An 18,842-nucleotide genomic window follows, 5' to 3' on the forward strand; every position below is an offset into this window, starting at 1 on the left:
ATGTAACAATTTTTGAAATGCATTAATACCATTGTTATATTACTACATTATTTAATTGTTACATTAATTTTTCTTTCATTTTCTTCCAACGGTAATTGCGGATGAATTGCGCTTGTTCTCTGGTGACTAATAATGGTTTTTTGGCTGATTTGGCTTTCCAAAATCCTTTGATATAATCAATAAAGAGTAGCAGTTTTCCTTTTCGCATCGCCAGTTTTAAAGAAGCAATGGCTGTGATGAAAAATCCGTAACCCAAAGAATAAAATGCTTCGCCTTGTTTGTAACGCGCTGTTTTGTTATAGTTCGCGCCGGTTGGTTTGAGGTGTTTGACTTTTAAAGATTCATCGGTAACGACTTTCCAGTTGTAAAATTTACAAAGGAGTTCGTCCACCGTGTCCCAACCCATAGCCGGTTTCAAACCGCCAATTTGTTCGAAAGTAGCTTTTCGATACGCTTTGAAAGCACCGCGGATGTGGTCTTTATCAGTCAGGTTTTCCAAAATCCAGTCGCCGTTTTTCTCGATATAAGCAAAGCCGCCAACCATTCCGATTTGGTCATCCGATTGGAAATGTTTGATTATCGTTTCAAAATAATTCGGAGGAAAAATCAAATCGGCATCGGCTTTCACAATGATGTCATAGTCTTGATTAATAAAATTCAGCCCAAAATTAAAAGCATTGATTACTTTGCTTCCGGGTAAATGTTTAGCATCTGATTTAACGAAAACACTCGAAAAAAGTCCCGGATATTCAAAACAAAAAGAGTCAATGATTGTCTTAGAGTTATCAGTTGAATTATCATTTATAACCATTACATTTTTGGGCAAAACGGTTTGTTCCAACAAGGATTGTAATGTTAAGCCAATGAATGCTTCTTCATTATGAGCCGGGATGATTATTTGATAATTCATGTTTGTTTTTATGAGACTGAAAACTATTTTCGCTCTGCGTAAACCATATAATATCTCGGCGTGAAATACCTCAATAACGGTCGGAAACCTAATTTTTTTACAGGATGCGTAAACTTCACTCGGTCTACAATTTTCCAGCCGGTTTTTTCTAATAACCAATCGAGTTGCCAATCTTCAAATTCGTGGTAATGTCTGTCCCACATATCGGTTTTGCTTCGGTAAGCAGGAGAAAACCACAAACGCAGCGGAATAGAGATTAAAATTTTATCGGCTTTTACGTTTTCTAAAACGGTATACGGATTGAGCAAATGTTCGAAAATTTCAAACGCGGTAAACACTTGGTAGTTTTCGCTTTGCAAAGCTTTTTGGTCATTGTCTACGTCTTCACCTTTGGTATTGATAACAGTATAACCATTGTCTTCCATGATTTTGGAAAATGGGTTGGGTACGCCTAAATCCAAAATAGTTTCAGAAGTAGCAATGTGTTTTTTTAAAAACTGAAGGGTAATGTTAAAGCGTTTACTCGGATAGGTCTTCTCGTACATGTAAAATGGTTTCAGGTTTCAAGTTGAAAAAAATTGTCTGTAAAATTAGTAATATAACCTGAAACTTTGAACTTTAAACTAGAAACAAAAACTTTTTATGTTTACATCTGATACACAATCGCATTCACATTCATTCCGGCACCAACAGAAGCAAAAAGAATCACATCGCCTTTTTGAAGGGAATGACCTTTCAATTCTCCTTTTACCAATAAGTCATAAAGTGTTGGAACAGTAGCCACACTTGAGTTTCCTAATTTATGGATACTCATCGGCATGATATCATCGGGAGTTGTTTGCCCGAACAGTTTGTAGAATCTTTGAACGATGGCTTCATCCATTTTTTCGTTGGCTTGGTGAATCAAGACTTTTTTGATGTTGCTGATGTCAATACCGCTGGCTTCTACGCATTCTTTCATGGCTTTGGGTACCTGACTTAAAGCAAATTCATAGATTTTTCTGCCGTGCATTTTGATATAACGCACATCAGGATCATGGTCTTTATTGAAAGAGTTGCCAAAGAACAAATAATAAGCTTCATCATAAGTGAAAGTGGCAGAAGCATGGGCTAAAATTCCGCCATCATCTTCTGTAGCTTCAATAATTGTAGCACCTGCGCCATCGGAATAAATCATGCTGTCGCGGTCGTGCATGTCGACTACACGAGATAAAGTTTCGGCACCGATAACCAGGCATTTTTTAGCCATTCCGGCTTTGATAAAAGCTTGTGCTTGGATTACACCTTCCACCCAGCCCGGACAACCAAAAAGCATATCGTAGCAAACACATTTTGGGTTTTTGATACGCAAATCAAATTTTACTCTCGTAGCCAAACTCGGCAATAAATCGGTTTGAATGGCGCCTTTTTTTACGTTTCCGAAGTTGTGTGCAAAAATGATATAATCTAAAGTTTCAGGGTCAATGCCTGAGTCTTCAATGGCTTTTCGTGCAGCAATAGTGGCAATGTCCGAAGTTTGTAAATCATCCGTTACATAGCGGCGTTCTTCGATACCCGTGATGTCGTAAAATTTCTCAGTTATGACTTCATTCGGCAGCGGAAACGGTGTGCCATCATCATTAAGGAAAACGTGCTTGGTAAAGTCTGTATTGGTAACTATTTCAGTAGGGATATAACTTCCTGAACCCGTAATTTTTATGTTCATTGCTTTATGATTTCATTACTAAATTATTAATAAATTTTTTCAAGAGTGACTGTTTTTTTGAAATTTTGAAATAATTATGAAATGTTTATCAAAAGTTGGTTAAAATTATAAATACGATAATTAATTGGTGTTCTGCTGCGCAATTTTTATCTGCATGACGGTAGCAATACTCAAGGCTTGGGTTTTAATTTGTTCCGCTTTTTGACCTTTGAAATTCTCATCTACCGTGTTATAAAAATGGTTTAGCCAAATCTTGAATAACTCAGGTGTTAACTGTTCTTTGGTGTTGATATCTAAATGAATTTGGGTTAAATTCTTGGTATAGCCACCGGTCCCCAAAATGGCTTGCGACCAAAAGGTCACTAAAATAGGCAAGTGCTCTTCGATTTTTATTTTGACTACGTCGGTGAAAATATAACTGATGGAATTGTCAGCCAACAGTTTTTTGTAGAACTCATCTACCAATAAGTATAGGTCGTTTTGGTTTTGGATGTCTTGCATCATTTCTTTATTTGGCACAAAAATAAAACTTTACAAGTTCAGATTTCCTGACTAAAATCAGTTTTAAAAGAAAAGGTTCCAAATTCAAAACTTGAAACCTTTTATTAATTACTAGTCACTAATGACTAATTACGCTATTACATATACGCTTCAATCGGCGCACAAGAACAAACTAAGTTTCTGTCACCGTAAGCATCATCTACACGACGCACGCTTGGCCAGAATTTGTTTTCATGAACATAATCTAAAGGATAAGCCGCTTGTTCGCGAGTATATGGGTAAACCCAAGTATCATCGGTTAACATAGCTAAAGTATGAGGCGCATTTTTCAAGACATTATTACTGTCATCCGCTGAAGCCGCTGCTATTTCTTTTCTAATCGAAATCAAAGCATCGCAAAAACGATCTAATTCGGCTAAGTCTTCAGATTCGGTTGGTTCTACCATTAAAGTTCCGGCTACCGGGAATGAAACCGTTGGTGCGTGGAAACCGTAATCCATCAAACGCTTAGCGATATCTGTAACTTCGATACCGTTTTGTTTGAAAGCACGACAATCTAAAATCATTTCGTGTGCTGCGCGTCCCATTTCTCCGGAATATAAAACCGGATAATGTTCTTCTAAGCGGGCTTTCATATAGTTAGCATTCAAAATCGCATGTTCTGTCGATTTTTTTAAGCCTTCAGCACCCAACATGGTGATGTATCCATAAGAAATTAAACACACTAAAGCCGAACCATAAGGTGCAGCAGAAATAGCTGTAATTCCTTGTTCGCCACCAACTTTGATAATAGGATTGGTTGGTAGAAACGGTACTAACTTTTCATTGACACAAATAGGACCAACACCAGGTCCGCCACCACCGTGAGGAATTGCGAACGTTTTGTGCAAGTTTAAGTGACAAACATCAGCACCAATCGTGGCCGGATTGGTTAAGCCAACTTGCGCATTCATATTGGCACCATCCATATAAACCAAGCCACCATTGTCGTGGATGATTTTGGTGATTTCGCAAATAGCGCTTTCAAAAACACCGTGAGTAGAAGGGTAAGTTACCATCAGTGCCGAAAGATTATCTTTATGCTCAATAGCTTTGGCTCTTAAATCTTCTACATCAATATTACCGTTTTCCATGGTTTTGGTTACGATGATTTGCATACCTGCCATAGCCGCAGAAGCCGGATTGGTTCCGTGAGCTGAGGATGGAATCAAACACACATTTCTGTGGTTATCGCCACGAGATTGGTGGTAAGCACGAATTGCCATCAAACCGGCGTATTCACCTTGTGCACCGGAATTCGGTTGCAAAGTAGTTCCGGCAAAACCGGTCACAACATTCAATTGTTGCTCTAATTTTTTAAGCATCGTGATGTAACCTTCAGCTTGTTCGATAGGAGCAAATGGGTGAATACTGTTCCAATTCGCCATAGATAAAGGCAACATTTCTGCGGCAGCATTGAGTTTCATCGTACAAGAACCTAACGAAATCATCGAGTGGTTTAACGACAAATCTTTGCGTTCTAATTTTTTGATATAACGCATCAACTGAGATTCAGAATGATGGTTGTTGAAAACATCGTGCGTTAAGAACTCTGATTTTCTGATTAAAGTATCAGGAATCATTTTCAAATCTTCAAATTGACTAATTTTCAAATTAGATTTTCCGGTTGCTTCTGCAAAAATCGCTATGATTTGGTTCAAGTCGTTTAAGGAAGTGGTTTCATTTACAGAAATTGAAATAGTTCCACCATCTACATAGAAGAAATTTACTTCGTGTTTTTCTGCAATTGCTCTTACTTTTGAAGCATCTGCTTTTACGGAAATCGTATCAAAGAAAGCAGTATTCGTTTGGTAAACACCTAATTTATTTAACGCATCGGCCAAAGTCACAGCTGAAGCATGTGTTTTATTGGCGATGTATTTTAATCCTTTTGGGCCGTGATACACCGCGTACATTCCGGCCATAACGGCTAGTAACACTTGTGCTGTACAAATGTTTGAAGTAGCTTTTTCACGTTTGATGTGTTGCTCGCGAGTTCCTAAAGCCATGCGCAAAGCACGTCTTCCGTTAGCATCGATAGAAACACCGATGATTCTTCCCGGCATGGAACGTTTGTATTCTTCTTTCGTGGCAAAGTATGCCGCGTGTGGTCCGCCGTAACCCATTGGAATACCAAAACGTTGAGTAGTTCCAACTACCACGGCAGCGCCCATTTCTCCCGGAGAAGTTAATTTGGCTAAGGATAAAATATCAGCAGCCACCGCTACTTTAATTTCGTTTTCATTGGCTTTAGTAATAAAAGCACTGTAATCGTTTACTTGACCATATTTCCCCGGATATTGTAAAATGGCTCCGAAGAAGTCAGTCGAGAAATCAAAAGTTTCGTGGTTGCCCACTACTAATTCTACTCCGATTGGTGTAGAACGTGTTTGTAAAACCGATAAAGTTTGGGGTAAAATTTCTTCAGAAACGAAGAATTTACAAACATTATTTTTCTTTTGGTCACGTGTACGAACATCAAACAACAAGGCCATAGCTTCTGCTGCAGCCGTTCCTTCGTCTAACAAAGAAGCATTGGCAATTTCCATTCCGGTCAACTCGATAACCATGGTTTGGAAATTCAAAATCGCTTCTAAACGACCTTGAGCAATTTCGGCTTGATAAGGCGTGTAGGCAGTATACCAACCCGGATTTTCAAAAATATTTCTTTGAATAACGGCCGGAACAATCGTTGGATGATAACCCAAACCGATGTAGGATTTGAATACTTTATTTTTTTTGCCCAATTCTTGAATATGCGTTAAATACTCATATTCGGTCATGGGTGCGTCAAGATTCAGGTCGTTTTTCAAACGAATGTCATCCGGAATGGTTTCGTAAATTAATTGGTCAAAAGATTCGACTCCGATAGTTTTGAACATGTGGTTTAGGTCGCTCTCACGTGGACCTATGTGGCGTAATGCAAATGCGTCTGTTCTCATTAAATGGTAAGTTCTAAAAGTGTGTTTAGTTGTGCGTGTTTTGTTAGAAAACGAGTTGGTTTTTTAACGCCAACAAAAGTAATTATTAATGTTCTAATTTTGTGCTAAACAAAGTCTAATATTTTGAGAATTTTTTAACCAAAAAGGCCTCTTATTAACACTTTGCTTACTTTTGAGTTATGCTATTTTTAAAACGACTTCTCGACTTTTACATCAACAGCAGTATTCATGTGGGTTTGGCTTTGTTTTCTTTGACTTATGTTACGGCCTTTTCTAATGAATTGTGCCGACACATTACTTATCCCAGTTGTGTTTTATTTGGAACAATTATAGGGTATAATTTTTTGAAATATTTTGAGGTTTTTAGAACGGGTAAATTCTATTCTATTAAATATTACGGAATTGTTTTGGTTTGTCTTGTCTCTGTTTACGGATTTTATTTTTTCTTTAAAAGGATGGTCTATCCGATTCAGCTTCAAATTTTTATTGCCGGAACATTGGTTTTGATTTATCCGCTGCTGAGAAAGTATGGTGTTTTTAAAATGTTTTTTGTCAGTTTCGTAATCGCTTATTTGACCGCTTTTGTTTTTATCAATGATTTGCCTGCTTACAAAGGAATCGCTGTACTTGAGTTTTTTAAACGATTTGTTTTCATCAGTGCTTTAATGATTCCGTTTGAAATTTATGACAGCCAACATGATGATAAAACGCTGAATACTTTACCTCAAAAATGGGGTATCGCTACTGCAAAAAAAGTTGGATATTTATTGCTAATATTGTTCGTTGTTTTAGAGATTGTCAATTTTAATATCAATAACAATGTCAAATTTCAATATTTGTTGATGGCTGTTGTTATTGCTTTTTTAGTTGCTATGGCCATTCGTTTTTCAACTACAGAAAGAAGCAGGTATTTTACTTCCTTTTGGACGGAAAGTATCCCGATATTGTGGTTTTTTTTAATCTTGATTTTCAGCTAAATTTTTCAGTATTCTATTTCTTTTCGATAGTAAATTTTCCAAATGTTTTCGGAGAAGTATTTTGTTGAATAATTTGCCGACAATTCCAAATGGAACTTTGTATTGCAAAAAATCAATCATTGCAGTATGGCCGTTTTGAGTCACAAAAGTATGCTCGTGGCGGAAGTATTTAAACTGACCTTTGATCATCTCATCCACAAAATAATTGGGCGATTCCATTTCGGTAATTTGGCTTTGGTGTTTCAGATAGAAACCAAAGTGTTTGCCTCGAAAAGTAACCGTTTCTCCGAGTTCAATCAAACCCGAAGTTCTTCCGGCAATGGCCTTTTCATTGGATTGCACCATTGATTGTTGGTGTACATCAATGTTTCGGGCCAAATCAAAAACAGTTTGAATCGGTGCGTTTATTTTGGTGATGAGACGAATGGTGGTCATGGGTTTAACTTTTAGGCAATCACATTTTGTTGGATTTGATTTTCTCTGGCTTTTCTTTTACCTCTGAAGAAGAAATACAGATTTAGGAATAACATTAAGCCAAGATAAATAGTAAAGCCTCCGATTTTATAGCTCAGTTTTTCGATTAAAAGTTGATAAGAGTTATTGTAAAGATTCATTTCTAAAATCATCAAAGCAAAGCCAAGATTGAGCAAATAAAATCCGGTTTCAAAAAGTTTGTTGGTGGCATTGGCAATTTCTTCTCTGCCTTTAAAAATGTCCAACATGTATATTTTACTGTTTTTGAAAAGTGTTTTAGAAACATAATAGGTAAGAAACAATACGATAGGTAAATAAATTGCGTAACCGATTAAAATTTTTGAAGTTTCCATGATAATGAGTATTTAAATTATTTTTTGAATGTATTTGGTAAGAACGTATAGGTTGATGTAATGCATAAGGGCAATTGTCCCGATAATAATCGCCGATTTTAGGGCAATGACCTCAATTAGTTGGTCGAAAGTCACTATTTTTTCCCAAGAAATTAAGGTCATGGCACAGTAGCCAATGTTCAGTAAGTAATAACCCAACAATAATACTTGATTGATTTTATGACACAACTCTATATGGTCGGGAATGAGTTGGGCGACATAAATATTGCCATTTTGGTAGCAAATTCGGCCTACTTTGACAATGATAACAATGGTTATCGATAAGTAGATGGCGTAACCAATGATGTTGAGGTTCATGATGCTAATTTTTTATAAATGATAAAGGATAAAAAAGCGGCTAAAAGTATCGGAATTAGGAATAGAAAATATGTTAAGTAATCTGAATAGAAACAATTCATATTAAAATACCACAAGGAGAAGAATAAGATAACAAGTGATAAATAAGTTATAATAAATTTATTTTTGGGTTCAATAATTAAGATAAATAAAGATAGGATTACCTGAATAAAACCTGTTATCATGGTAGAATAAAGAGAATATATTATTGAAACCTCTTTGTATATAGGATATGTTATTAGAATCAAAAATGGCAATCCAATTGCAAATGAGTTTAAGTGTTTAATGATTTTCATAATTATTTATTATTTTAAACTTTCAGAAAAAAATGAAAGTTTTGATTAAAAAAAAGGTTATTTAATTCGTTTTTTTTCTATTGTTTTTTATCTGTCTCATTGAATAGCCAATACAACTTCTTTTTTAATATCTAATTTTTGAATTGGCTATTTCATAAATTTTAATAAAATTTGTGCCAACCAGTTGTCTTTGTATTCGGTCATCTTGTCTAAAACGTTGTCGGCTTTCAAAACAAAATCATACAATTTGGTGGTTTGTTCTACGAAATGTCTTTCTTCCGCTGTACCGTCAGCTTCGATAGAAGAGACTTCTTTCAGCACTTTTAAAGCTGGTTTGATTTCTCGTTTGCTGCGTTCTTTGGAGATTTTTACGGCCAATTCATCTAAGTCTTTTTCGGCAGTGAAATATTCTCTGCGTTCCCCGGTTTTGTATTCTTTGTAAACAATGCCCCAATCCATCAAAGCTCTTAAGTTCATGCTGGCATTGCCACGAGATATTTGCAATTCCTCCATAATGTCTTCCATTGAAACGGCTTCGTTTGAAACCATCAATAAGGCATGAATTTGCGCCATGGTTTTGTTGATGCCCCATTGCGAACCTAATGCACCCCAAGTTTGAACGAACTTATTTTTTGCTTCTCTGAATTCCATAAATCAAAGGTAAATAAAAGTTTTTAAACTTTCAAAAAAAAATGAAACATTCTGATATTTTTTTATTTTTCCCTAAAATGAAGCTTTGTTTAAAAAAAGAAATGTTTTTTTTATTTAACGATTTTCTTGTGTAAAAACCATCAAGATTGTAAATTTGTTGAAAATAAATCACTCTTAGAGTTAAATAGGTTTTATTGGTTTTTAAAAGCTGTAAAACAGCATAATTTAGCTCTGTTAACTAAAAATTATTAAACTATGAAAAAAACTACTTTACTAGCAAAACAGGGAAACTCTGTTTTTTTTAAAAGCTGGTACTCGGTCTTTTTGTTGTTGCTGCTTTTTGTTTGTAGCAATACTGTATCGGCTCAGATAACCAATTATTCTTTTACGCAAACGGCAGCAACTTATGCGCCCATTTCAGGCGGTACTGTGCTTTGGTCCGGTTATGACGGCTTTGATGACCAAACGGCTACTGTTACATTGCCAAATTCGTTTGTATATCAAGGTGTAACTTACACTTCAGTTTTTGTTAGTGCTAACGGATATGTTTTATTCGGAAGTACAACCACAACGAATACCCCAATTTCGGCTGGTCGTAATGCTGTAGCAGCTTTTGCAGCAGACTTAGATGCTAAAGCTGCAAGTGCAGGTACAGGGGTTCCTGAAGTAAGATGGGAACAAGTGAATAATGAATTTGTGCTACAATGGGCAAATGTATGTAGGTATGCTGCTACAGGTGCTGGAGCTACATCAGCAGAAAACTTGAATTTTCAAATTCGTTTAAATACTTCAACCGGTGCAATTAAAATTGTTTATGGAGCTTGTGTTGATAGACTTGTTCCATTGACTAGCGTATACCCTCAAGTAGGTTTAGGTGGTGGTTCTACAACTGTTTACAGCAATAGAACTATTCTTGCCGGTGGTGGCGATTGGATAAATTCTACAGCAGGTACTGCTAACAATAATACAATGGCGTTCAATGGTACTACTGTACCAAGTGACGGTTTGACTTACACATGGACACCACCAACTTGTATTGCGCCTTCAGGACTAACATCAGGTAATATAACACTGAACAGCGCTACTATTTCTTGGACAGCCTCAGTTTCAGTTCCAGCAAATGGATATGAATATGAAGTAAGAACCTCAGGGACTGCCGGAAGTGGTGCTACCGGATTATTTACCAGTGGAACTACAAACGGACTAACTTTACCATTGTCGGGATTGAGTGCAAATACCGCTTACACCTATTATGTAAGAGCAGATTGTGGTTCTGGTGATTACAGTACTTGGGCTTCAGCAAGTTTGTATACAGGACATTGTATTCCGTCATCAACTTCGGGTGCAACTTACATCAATAACTTCTCAACTACAGGAGGTTCAACTAATATTTCAAATTTAGCTTCAGGTTATACGGCAACTGGATACCAAAATAATTATGATACTGCAACAGTTAGTCAATATCCAACTGGGACAATCAATTTTGCTTCTGATATTGTAGGTGGTACTGTTGGAACTTCTATTTGGGTTGACTGGAACAATGATTTAATATTTGATAATGCTACAGAAAGAGTTTTTGTTACTACAGCTTTTGGTGGTAACCAAACAGGAAGTTTTGTAGTGCCAAATGGGACTGCTTTAGGTGATTACAGGATGAGAATTAGAATTGACTTCAATGCTATTGCTCCTGATGCATGTGCTAGTACCAATTTAAGAACAGAGGCAGAAGACTACAAGCTTACAGTTGTTGCACAGCCTGCCTGTTTAGCGCCTTCAGGTTTATCGGTTAATGCTGTTACAGCTTTTACGGCCACACTTAATTGGACAGCATCAGTTTCCACTCCAAGTGATGGTTATGATTATTATTATTCGACTTCTAATACTGCTCCAACTTCTGGAACAGCTCCTACAGGAAGTGTTGGTGAAGGAATTATTACGGCTCCTATTTCTGGTTTAACACCAAGTACTGATTACTTTGTTTGGGTAAGAAGTAACTGTGGTTCTAACGGAACAAGTGATTGGACTTTATCTCCGGTTACATTTAAAACTTTATGTGATCCACCGGTAATTACCGGAACTGCTTCTGGTTCAGTATGTGGTCAAGGAACTGTAAATTTATCAGCAACTTCCAATGAAGGAACTATCACATGGTATGCAAATCAAACAGGAGGAACTGCATTAGCTACCGGAGAAAATTTTACAACGCCAAGTATTAATGCTACAACTTCTTACTGGGTACAAGCAGCTACTGGAACAACACAATCTTCAGGTAAGCCTGCTCCACCAACAACAGCAACAGGGACGTCTATTGTTAACTGGGGAATTGTTTTCAATGCTACCGAAAGCGTTAATTTACAAAGCGTGTCATTATATTCAACTACTGCAGGTACGGTTAATATTAAAGTAACTAATGCAGCTTTAACGGAGTTGTATTCTACAGGTGATATCGCTATCGCTGCTGGTGGAACTACCACCCCTAATATTGTTCCTCTAAACTTTACAGTTCCTGCCGGAACGGGTTATAGAATTTTAGTTAAAGCTTACACAGGAGTTACCCTTATTCGTGATTCATCTACCTTGGCTTTCCCTTACATTGGAACCGATGGTATTGTTAGCGTTACTTCTTCTGAATGGGGCGGAACTACAACAGGTACTTATTATTATTTTTATGATTTAAAATACAATACTGGATGTACTTCTGCCAGAACAGAGGTTGTGGCTACGGTTGCAACTCCTCCGGCTATAACATTAAGTACTAACAGTACTGCAGCAGTTTGTTCAGGTGAATCAACAAGTCCTGTTACTATTACTACAGGCGGTGATGATTATGATACTTATGTTTGGTCTCCGACTACAGCTGTATCAGGTGACGCTTCCAACGGTTGGGTATTTAATCCAACAGCAACGGCAAGTTATACTTTAACCGCTACACAATCTACAGGAGCATTGTGTTTAAACACAGCGAATGTAACAGTGAATGTTAATCAAAATCCGGTTGTAACGGCTTCAGCTTCTAATCCAACTATTTGTGAAGGAAGTTCAACCATGTTGACAGCATTGACCAATACATCCGTGCCGGGTTCTTTAGCGGTTGGAACTGCTACAACATTAACAGGTGCTACGACACAGCCAACTGCATTTTGTAATCGTTGGGCTCAATATTGGAACCAAACTGTTTTCACAGCCGCTGAACTTCAAGCATTAGGTTTGAGAGCCGGTAACATCAATTCGATAGCTTATGAAATTACAACATTAGGATCTGGAACTAATGTGACTAATTTCTCTGTTAGAATAGGAACTACTACCAATTCAACCATGACCACATTTGTTACAACAGGTTTAACAACAGTTTATGGTCCGGCAACTTATGCTCACGCTGTGGGAGTAAATACAATAACTTTTGATACACCTTATGTTTGGGACGGTGTTTCTAATATTATTGTCGATATTAGACAAAACGGTGCTGATAGTACAAATAATGCGATTACTTATTATACAGCTACAACAAGCAACATGACCGTTTCAGCTATTACCAGTACAACTTTTGCAACAAATCCAATTCAAAACTTAGTGGCAGCAAGTACTGTAACTCCAGCGCTATCATTACAACGTTTGAATGTTGTTTTCGGTGGACAAGTAGCGGCCACTGGTGCAGGTGATTTGGCATGGACATGGAATCCGGGTGCTTTAACCGGCAATTCAGTAACTGTTACGCCAACTACAGATACAACTTATACTGTAAGAGGAACAAATACTACTACAGGCTGTTACACTGAAAACACCGTTGCTGTTGTTGTAAATGCAGCACCGGCTCCAACAGGAAATGCTGTGCAAACCATAGAAGTTGTTGATGCAGCTGACGCTACGGTTGCAGATTTAGTAGTAGTTGGAAATGATATTGCTTGGTACGCTTCTGAAGAAGACGCTATTGACGATGTAAACCCATTAGCATTGACTACTCAATTGATTAGTGGCGCTACTTACTATGCTGTAAATACTTCAGTTGAAGGTTGTAGAAGTGTTGCTTTTGCAGTAACAGTAACCGTAACTTTAGGAAACACTTCATTCGATTTGGCTGGATTAAAACTATATCCAAATCCAACAAGTAATGAATTGAACGTTGAGTACACAACGGCCATTACTTCTATTGAAGTATACAACTTGGTGGGTCAAAGAATCGCTGCTAAAAATGTAAATGCCATCAGCACTACTGTTGACATGTCGCATTTAGCCAACGGCACTTACTTTGTAAAAGTTCAAGCCGAAAACGCTTCAAGAACCATCAAAGTAATGAAAAACTAAACCTAGTTTATCACTATAGAGAAAGCCACCGAAAGGTGGCTTTTTTGTTTTAAATAAGATTAGGGCGTTCCCTTCGGGCCGCGCTTTCCGCAGTACACGGTACTTGCTCCAATCGCTAACGCGAACCACTGTGCATAAAAAAAAACCGAAGCCTAAACTCCGGTTTCTAAAAATCTAATGATCTAACAATCTAAGCAGTCTAAATCAATCCCGCGCGTTTCAACAAAGCTTCCGGTTTCGGTTCTTGTCCGCGGAAACGTTTGTATAATTCCATCGGTAATTCGGTACCGCCTTTGGAAAGGACGTTGTCTTTGAATTTCGTCGCAACTTCTTTATTGAAAATGCCTTTTTCTTGGAAATACGCAAAAGCATCGGCATCCAAAACTTCCGCCCATTTATAACTGTAATAACCCGAAGAGTAACCACCTTGGAAAATGTGCGAGAACGAAACACTCATACAATTTTCAGCAACATCAGGATACAATGCGGTGTGGTCCATGGCGGCTTTTTCAAAGGTTTTTACGTTGTCAATGGTTTGCGGTTTCGCATGATAAGCCATGTCTAATAAGCCGAAACTCAATTGGCGTAATGTCGCCATTCCTTCTAAGAAACTCGCGCTTTCTTTTATTTTATCTACATATTGTTGAGGAATGATTTCTCCCGTTTCATAATGTTTGGCAAACAACGCCAAAGCTTCCGGTTCGTAGCACCAGTTTTCCATTACTTGACTCGGCAATTCCACAAAATCCCAATAAACAGAAGTTCCGGATAAACTCGGATAAGTCGTATTGGCCAACATGCCGTGTAAAGCGTGTCCGAATTCATGGAATAATGTCGTTACCTCGTTAAAGGTGAGAAGTGAAGGTTTGGTTTCGGTTGGTGGTGTAAAATTGCACACGATAGAAACATGCGGTCTTTCATTAACGCCGTTCTTTATATATTGCGGTTTAAACGATGTCATCCAAGCGCCGTTGCGTTTGCCTTTTCTCGGGAAAAAGTCGGAGTAGAAGATGGCAACCAATTTTCCTTCAAAGTCTAATACTTCAAAAGTTTGTACATCGGCGTGGTATTTATCGATGTCGAAAACTTCTTTAAACGTGATTCCGAATAATTTTTCAGCCACGGTAAACGCACCGTTTAATACGTTTTCCAATTGGAAATAAGGCTTTAAAATCTCGTCGTCCAAACTGAATAATTTTTGCTTCAATTTTTCCGAATAATAAGCGCCGTCCCATTTTTCCAGACTTTCTAATCCGTCGAGTTCTTTGGCGAAAGCCGTTAGTTCGGCAAATTCTTTTTGGGCAGCCGGTTTGGCTTTTTCCAATAAGTCATTCAAAAACGATTGTACTTTTTCGGGGTTTTGCGCCATTCGTTCTTCCAAGACAAAGTGCGAATGCGAGTTATAACCCAACAATTGTGCTCTTTCGTGACGCAAAGCCACTATCTTTTTGACATTTTCTTGGTTGTCGTATTCATTGTTTTGAAACGATTTTTTTCCGGCAGCGATTGCCATTTCTTTTCGCAATTCTCTATTGTCAAGATAAGTTACAAAAGGCAAATAACTTGGAAAATCTAAAGTAAAAATCCAGCCTTCTAAATCTTTTGATTTGGCTAACGAACGCGCCATTTCTTTAGCACCATCACGTAAACCTTGTAGATCGGCTTCGTTGGTGATGTGCAATTGGTAATTGTTGGTTTCTGCCAAGACATTTTCACCGAAAGTCAATTTAAATTTGGCCAAATCAGCGTCAATTTCGCGTAAGCGGTTTTTTTTATCTTCTGAAAGTAGCGCTCCGTTTCGGGCAAAACTTTTGTATTTTTTGTCTAATAAAGTCGCTTGTTCAGGCGTTAAAGACAAATTATCTTTTTGATCGTGAATGGCTTTGACTCGTTTGAATAAATCTTCATTCAGCGCAATATCATTGCCAAAAGCAGTTAATAGCGGAGAAACATCTTGGGCGATTTTTTGCATTTCGTCACAAGTCTCGGCCGAGTTTAGGTTGAAGAAAATCGACGACAATCTGTCCAATTCCTGACCCGAAAAATCCAAAGCTTCAATGGTGTTTTCAAAAGTCGGCGCTTCCGAGTTGTTGATGATGGCATCGATTTCGGCTCTGGCTTTGGCAATATTTTCTTCAAACGCTGGTTGGTAATCCTCCATTTTGATTTGAGAGAATGGCGCAGTATTGTGTTTGGTTTGGAAATTTTGAGTGAGTATTTTCATTTTTTTGTTTCACAGAGTTTCACAGAGCATCTCAGAGATTCACAGAGTAATTCTTTGTGTAGCTCTGTTTTTTCTCTGTGTATCTCTGTGTAATAATTTTATTTTTTCAGTTCATCCGATGATTTGTTCACCGCTTCTTTCAAGCTTTCTTTGTAGAAAATAATTTTATCGAGTACGCATTTGTCGTGACTTCCGATTATTTGTGCGGCTAAGATACCCGCGTTTTTGGCACCGTTTAAAGCCACAGTCGCCACCGGAACGCCGCCGGGCATTTGCAAAATAGACAAAACCGAATCCCAGCCGTCGATAGAATTACTCGATTTTACGGGAACGCCAATCACCGGCAAAGGCGACATGGAAGCAACCATACCCGGCAAATGCGCAGCGCCACCGGCACCGGCAATAATCACCGAAATCCCGCGATGGTGTGCGTTTTTGCTAAACTCGAATAATTTTTCAGGCGTTCGATGGGCCGATACGATATCGACTTCTGTTTCGATGTCAAATCCTTGAAGGATGTCGATGGCTTCTTGCATTACGGGTAAATCTGATTTTGAACCCATGATGATGGCTACTTTGCTCATTTTATTTTTGTTTCAAGTTTCAAGTTTCAAGTTTCAAGTTGTTTTTAGTGTCTATTGAACACTGATCACTCTGATACTATTTTTTACTTCTTCCGCAATCTTTCTCGCTTCAGTCATATCTTCATTGACAATGGTAACATGTCCCATTTTTCGGAACGGACGGGTTTCACGTTTGCCGTAAATGTGTGGCGTTACGCCTTCAATGGCCATAATCTTTTCGATATTTTCGTAAACGACTTGTCCTGAAAAACCTTCTTCGCCCACCAAATTTACCATAATTCCGGCTACTTTGCTAGCGGTGTTGCCCAAAGGTAAATTTAAAATAGCGCGCAAATGGTTTTCAAACTGCGAAGTGTAACTCGCTTCGATGCTGTAATGACCCGAATTGTGTGGTCTTGGCGCGACTTCATTGACCAATATTTCATCGTCAGCAGTTTGGAACATTTCTACTGCAAGCAATCCAACGTGGTTAAATGCTTCTGAAACTTGTAGTGCAATTTCGGTGGCTTTTTGCGCTACTTTTTCATCAATTCGTGCCGGACAGATTACATATTCTACTTGGTTGGCTTCGGGATGGAATTCCATTTCCACTACAGGATAAGTTTTTACTTCACCTGAAACCGAACGAGCAACGATAACCGCTAACTCATTTTTAAAAGGAACCATTTGCTCGGCAATACATTCTACATCGGGTAAGTTAATTAAATCAATAGCTGAACGCACAATTTTTACTCCGTTGCCATCATAACCAAATTGGGCACATTTCCATACAAATGGAAATGCTAATTCGTCTTTTTCAATGGATTTTTTCAAATCGTTTAAATCTACAAAACGTTGGTGTGGTGAAGTTGGAATATTGTTAGATACGTAAAAATCTTTCTGCTTTCCTTTGTTTTGGATCATTCGCAACGTTTTTGGCGAAGGGAAAACCGGTAAACCTTCGGCTTCCAGTTTATCCAAAGCATCGAGATTGACATTCTCAATTTCGATAGTTAGTAAATTAACCAGTTTGCCAAATTGGTACACGGTATCAAAATCCATCAAACTGCCTTGGTAAAAAGCGTGTGCACCAAAACGACTTGGTGCTTCTTCGCTGGAGTCGAGTACATAGGTTTGAATGTCGAACTTTCGGGTTTCGGCCAAAATCATTTTGCCTAATTGTCCGCCACCGAGGATGCCGAGTTTAAAATCGGAGGAAAAGTAATTCATAGTGTTGTTGTAGTTGTGGCGCAAAGATAAGTAATCCGTAAAACTATCGCAATCGTTTTAAAAGGTCTTTCACTGCGGAGCGATATCCGGGTGTTTGGTTTTCGAATTCTCGGGATAAAATGAGTTTCAATTCTTCGTTTATCCAGGAATATTTTTTACCCAAATAGTATAAAGCTCTCATGCTGTAAGCAGCATTAGCAGCTTTGTCGGTTTGAATCAGCCAGTCTAAACAAGCTTCGATAATCTTTTCTTCTTGGGTTTCGGTTAAGGTTATTTTTTTACTTTGCGCCAAAAACAAACAAATTTTCGACAAAGAACGGATGGCAGAATCAGAAGTATAGCACTTTAAATTTTGGCAAAAATCTTCCAGATGAGGTTGGATTAGTTCAAGCTTTTCTTCAAAAACCAATTCTAAAATCCAACAAGCTTTGTGGTGGTTTTTATCCTTAGTGTTAAAGCTGATTTCGAGTAAATCTTTTAAATATTCAGGGTTTTGAAAGACAAAATTCTTATTATCGTCTCTGCTTTTTCGATGAGCTGTACTGTTGGCGATGGTTTTATAGTAATCGGGATTCATTTCGTAAATATACCAATTTTGCAAAAAAGTTAAAATACTTGCTACTTGATACTTAATACTTGCGTAAATTTGCACCTTATTTAAAATTCAATCCAAAATGATACACCTACACGATAAAACTTTCGAGCCGTTTATTTCTTCAGAAGAAATTGATTTTGCGATTGCAAATATGGCCAAGCAAATGGACGACGATTTTTTTGACGATGTTCCGGTTTTTATAGGTGTTTTGAATGGTGCTTTCATGGTTTTGAGTGACTTGATGAAGAAGTATCGCGGGATGTGTGAAGTGAGTTTTGTGAAAATGGCTTCGTATGAAGGCACGCAAACCACGAATGATGTAAAACAATTAATCGGTTTGAATCAAGATTTAGAAGGTAGAACGATGGTAATCGTAGAAGATATCGTTGACACAGGAAACACTATCGAAGAATTAAAAGTCATCTTCAAAGAAAAAAAAGTGAAGCATTTAAAAATAGCGACCTTATTCTTCAAGCCGGAGGCTTATAAAAAAGACATCAAAATTGATTACGTTGGGATCAGAATTCCAAACAAATTCATCGTTGGTTACGGTTTAGATTACGATGGTTTAGGGAGAAATTTGCCCGACGTTTACCAATTGGCACAATAAAAAGTTGTCAGTTATCTGTTATCGGTTAAAGAATAATCGTAACAAGCTGATATTTAATTCATAACTTATAATTC

The 18,842-nt window shown here is 37.7% G+C and carries 16 protein-coding genes; 3 read left to right on the forward strand and 13 right to left on the reverse strand.

Annotated elements, in window-relative coordinates:
* Nucleotides 1-58: 58 nt before the first annotated feature.
* The 5 genes from ACK4R1_RS10945 to gcvP all read right to left on the reverse strand — a co-directional run bounded on the left by ACK4R1_RS10945 (nt 59) and on the right by gcvP (nt 6,097).
* Nucleotides 59-910 (reverse strand): glycosyltransferase, encoded by an 852-nt coding sequence (locus tag ACK4R1_RS10945; protein WP_409686768.1) that lies wholly within the window; start codon nt 908-910, stop codon nt 59-61.
* A gap of 23 nt (nt 911-933) precedes the next feature.
* Nucleotides 934-1,455: a methyltransferase gene (locus tag ACK4R1_RS10950; protein ID WP_409686770.1), complete on the reverse strand. Its 522-nt coding sequence runs from the start codon at nt 1,453-1,455 to the stop codon at nt 934-936.
* Nucleotides 1,456-1,556: 101 nt separating this feature from the next.
* The gene (locus ACK4R1_RS10955; protein ID WP_409686772.1) at nt 1,557-2,615 is read right to left on the reverse strand and encodes a 3-oxoacyl-ACP synthase III family protein; all 1,059 of its coding nucleotides are present in this window, start codon (nt 2,613-2,615) and stop codon (nt 1,557-1,559) included.
* A gap of 120 nt (nt 2,616-2,735) precedes the next feature.
* Nucleotides 2,736-3,134 (reverse strand): group III truncated hemoglobin, encoded by a 399-nt coding sequence (locus tag ACK4R1_RS10960; protein ID WP_409686774.1) that lies wholly within the window; start codon nt 3,132-3,134, stop codon nt 2,736-2,738.
* Nucleotides 3,135-3,253: 119 nt separating this feature from the next.
* A complete protein-coding gene (gene gcvP / locus ACK4R1_RS10965; protein ID WP_409686776.1) occupies nt 3,254-6,097 on the reverse strand; it encodes an aminomethyl-transferring glycine dehydrogenase in 2,844 nt (947 codons plus the stop codon).
* A 179-nt stretch (nt 6,098-6,276) separates the two neighbouring features.
* Here gcvP and ACK4R1_RS10970 point away from each other — a divergent pair, with 179 nt between their 5' ends.
* The gene (locus tag ACK4R1_RS10970) at nt 6,277-7,074 is read left to right on the forward strand and encodes a hypothetical protein (RefSeq protein WP_409686778.1); all 798 of its coding nucleotides are present in this window, start codon (nt 6,277-6,279) and stop codon (nt 7,072-7,074) included.
* On the opposite strand, the gene ACK4R1_RS10975 is transcribed toward ACK4R1_RS10970, so the two are convergent.
* From ACK4R1_RS10975 to ACK4R1_RS10990, 4 genes are all read right to left on the reverse strand, one after another.
* Nucleotides 7,054-7,509 carry an SRPBCC family protein gene (locus tag ACK4R1_RS10975; protein ID WP_409686779.1) on the reverse strand — a complete coding sequence of 152 codons (456 nt, stop codon included), beginning with the start codon at nt 7,507-7,509 and terminating at the stop codon, nt 7,054-7,056. The two genes, ACK4R1_RS10970 and ACK4R1_RS10975, sit on opposite strands and share 21 nt — an antisense overlap.
* Before the next feature lie 11 nt (nt 7,510-7,520).
* Entirely contained in the window at nt 7,521-7,901 is a 381-nt protein-coding gene (locus ACK4R1_RS10980) for a hypothetical protein (protein WP_409686781.1), read from the reverse strand.
* Between the two features lie 12 nt (nt 7,902-7,913).
* A complete protein-coding gene (locus ACK4R1_RS10985) occupies nt 7,914-8,258 on the reverse strand; it encodes a hypothetical protein (protein ID WP_409686782.1) in 345 nt (114 codons plus the stop codon).
* A gap of 482 nt (nt 8,259-8,740) precedes the next feature.
* Nucleotides 8,741-9,244: a GbsR/MarR family transcriptional regulator gene (locus ACK4R1_RS10990; protein WP_171222619.1), complete on the reverse strand. Its 504-nt coding sequence runs from the start codon at nt 9,242-9,244 to the stop codon at nt 8,741-8,743.
* Between the two features lie 255 nt (nt 9,245-9,499).
* Here ACK4R1_RS10990 and ACK4R1_RS10995 point away from each other — a divergent pair, with 255 nt between their 5' ends.
* A complete protein-coding gene (locus ACK4R1_RS10995; RefSeq protein WP_409686785.1) occupies nt 9,500-13,546 on the forward strand; it encodes a GEVED domain-containing protein in 4,047 nt (1,348 codons plus the stop codon).
* 199 nt (nt 13,547-13,745) lie between these two features.
* Here the strand turns inward: ACK4R1_RS10995 and ACK4R1_RS11000 are convergent, their stop codons facing one another.
* From ACK4R1_RS11000 to ACK4R1_RS11015, 4 genes are all read right to left on the reverse strand, one after another.
* Entirely contained in the window at nt 13,746-15,770 is a 2,025-nt protein-coding gene (locus ACK4R1_RS11000) for a M3 family metallopeptidase (RefSeq protein ID WP_409686786.1), read from the reverse strand.
* A gap of 98 nt (nt 15,771-15,868) precedes the next feature.
* Nucleotides 15,869-16,354 carry a 5-(carboxyamino)imidazole ribonucleotide mutase gene (gene purE, locus ACK4R1_RS11005; RefSeq protein ID WP_409686788.1) on the reverse strand — a complete coding sequence of 162 codons (486 nt, stop codon included), beginning with the start codon at nt 16,352-16,354 and terminating at the stop codon, nt 15,869-15,871.
* 51 nt (nt 16,355-16,405) lie between these two features.
* Complete coding sequence (locus tag ACK4R1_RS11010) at nt 16,406-17,563, reverse strand: 5-(carboxyamino)imidazole ribonucleotide synthase (protein WP_409686790.1); 1,158 nt, start codon at nt 17,561-17,563, stop codon at nt 16,406-16,408.
* 43 nt (nt 17,564-17,606) lie between these two features.
* Complete coding sequence (locus tag ACK4R1_RS11015) at nt 17,607-18,140, reverse strand: hypothetical protein (protein ID WP_409686792.1); 534 nt, start codon at nt 18,138-18,140, stop codon at nt 17,607-17,609.
* 97 nt (nt 18,141-18,237) lie between these two features.
* On the opposite strand from ACK4R1_RS11015, the gene hpt reads away from it, so the two are divergent.
* Nucleotides 18,238-18,768 (forward strand): hypoxanthine phosphoribosyltransferase, encoded by a 531-nt coding sequence (gene hpt, locus ACK4R1_RS11020; protein ID WP_409686794.1) that lies wholly within the window; start codon nt 18,238-18,240, stop codon nt 18,766-18,768.
* The last annotated feature ends 74 nt before the right edge of the window (nt 18,769-18,842 follow it).

Source organism: Flavobacterium sp. (assembly GCF_046293665.1).
In the GTDB taxonomy this organism is placed as follows: domain Bacteria; phylum Bacteroidota; class Bacteroidia; order Flavobacteriales; family Flavobacteriaceae; genus Flavobacterium.

Coding starts and splice junctions, on each gene's coding strand:
- gcvP (WP_409686776.1), bottom strand. CDS start 6,097: ATGAGAACAGACGCATTTGCATTACGCCACATAGGTCCACGTGAGAGC.
- purE (WP_409686788.1), bottom strand. CDS start 16,354: ATGAGCAAAGTAGCCATCATCATGGGTTCAAAATCAGATTTACCCGTA.
- ACK4R1_RS11015 (WP_409686792.1), bottom strand. CDS start 18,140: ATGAATCCCGATTACTATAAAACCATCGCCAACAGTACAGCTCATCGA.
- ACK4R1_RS10980 (WP_409686781.1), bottom strand. CDS start 7,901: ATGGAAACTTCAAAAATTTTAATCGGTTACGCAATTTATTTACCTATC.
- ACK4R1_RS10975 (WP_409686779.1), bottom strand. CDS start 7,509: ATGACCACCATTCGTCTCATCACCAAAATAAACGCACCGATTCAAACT.
- hpt (WP_409686794.1), top strand. CDS start 18,238: ATGATACACCTACACGATAAAACTTTCGAGCCGTTTATTTCTTCAGAA.
- ACK4R1_RS10950 (WP_409686770.1), bottom strand. CDS start 1,455: ATGTACGAGAAGACCTATCCGAGTAAACGCTTTAACATTACCCTTCAG.
- ACK4R1_RS10945 (WP_409686768.1), bottom strand. CDS start 910: ATGAATTATCAAATAATCATCCCGGCTCATAATGAAGAAGCATTCATT.
- ACK4R1_RS10955 (WP_409686772.1), bottom strand. CDS start 2,615: ATGAACATAAAAATTACGGGTTCAGGAAGTTATATCCCTACTGAAATA.
- ACK4R1_RS10985 (WP_409686782.1), bottom strand. CDS start 8,258: ATGAACCTCAACATCATTGGTTACGCCATCTACTTATCGATAACCATT.
- ACK4R1_RS10970 (WP_409686778.1), top strand. CDS start 6,277: ATGCTATTTTTAAAACGACTTCTCGACTTTTACATCAACAGCAGTATT.
- ACK4R1_RS11000 (WP_409686786.1), bottom strand. CDS start 15,770: ATGAAAATACTCACTCAAAATTTCCAAACCAAACACAATACTGCGCCA.
- ACK4R1_RS10990 (WP_171222619.1), bottom strand. CDS start 9,244: ATGGAATTCAGAGAAGCAAAAAATAAGTTCGTTCAAACTTGGGGTGCA.
- ACK4R1_RS11010 (WP_409686790.1), bottom strand. CDS start 17,563: ATGAATTACTTTTCCTCCGATTTTAAACTCGGCATCCTCGGTGGCGGA.
- ACK4R1_RS10995 (WP_409686785.1), top strand. CDS start 9,500: ATGAAAAAAACTACTTTACTAGCAAAACAGGGAAACTCTGTTTTTTTT.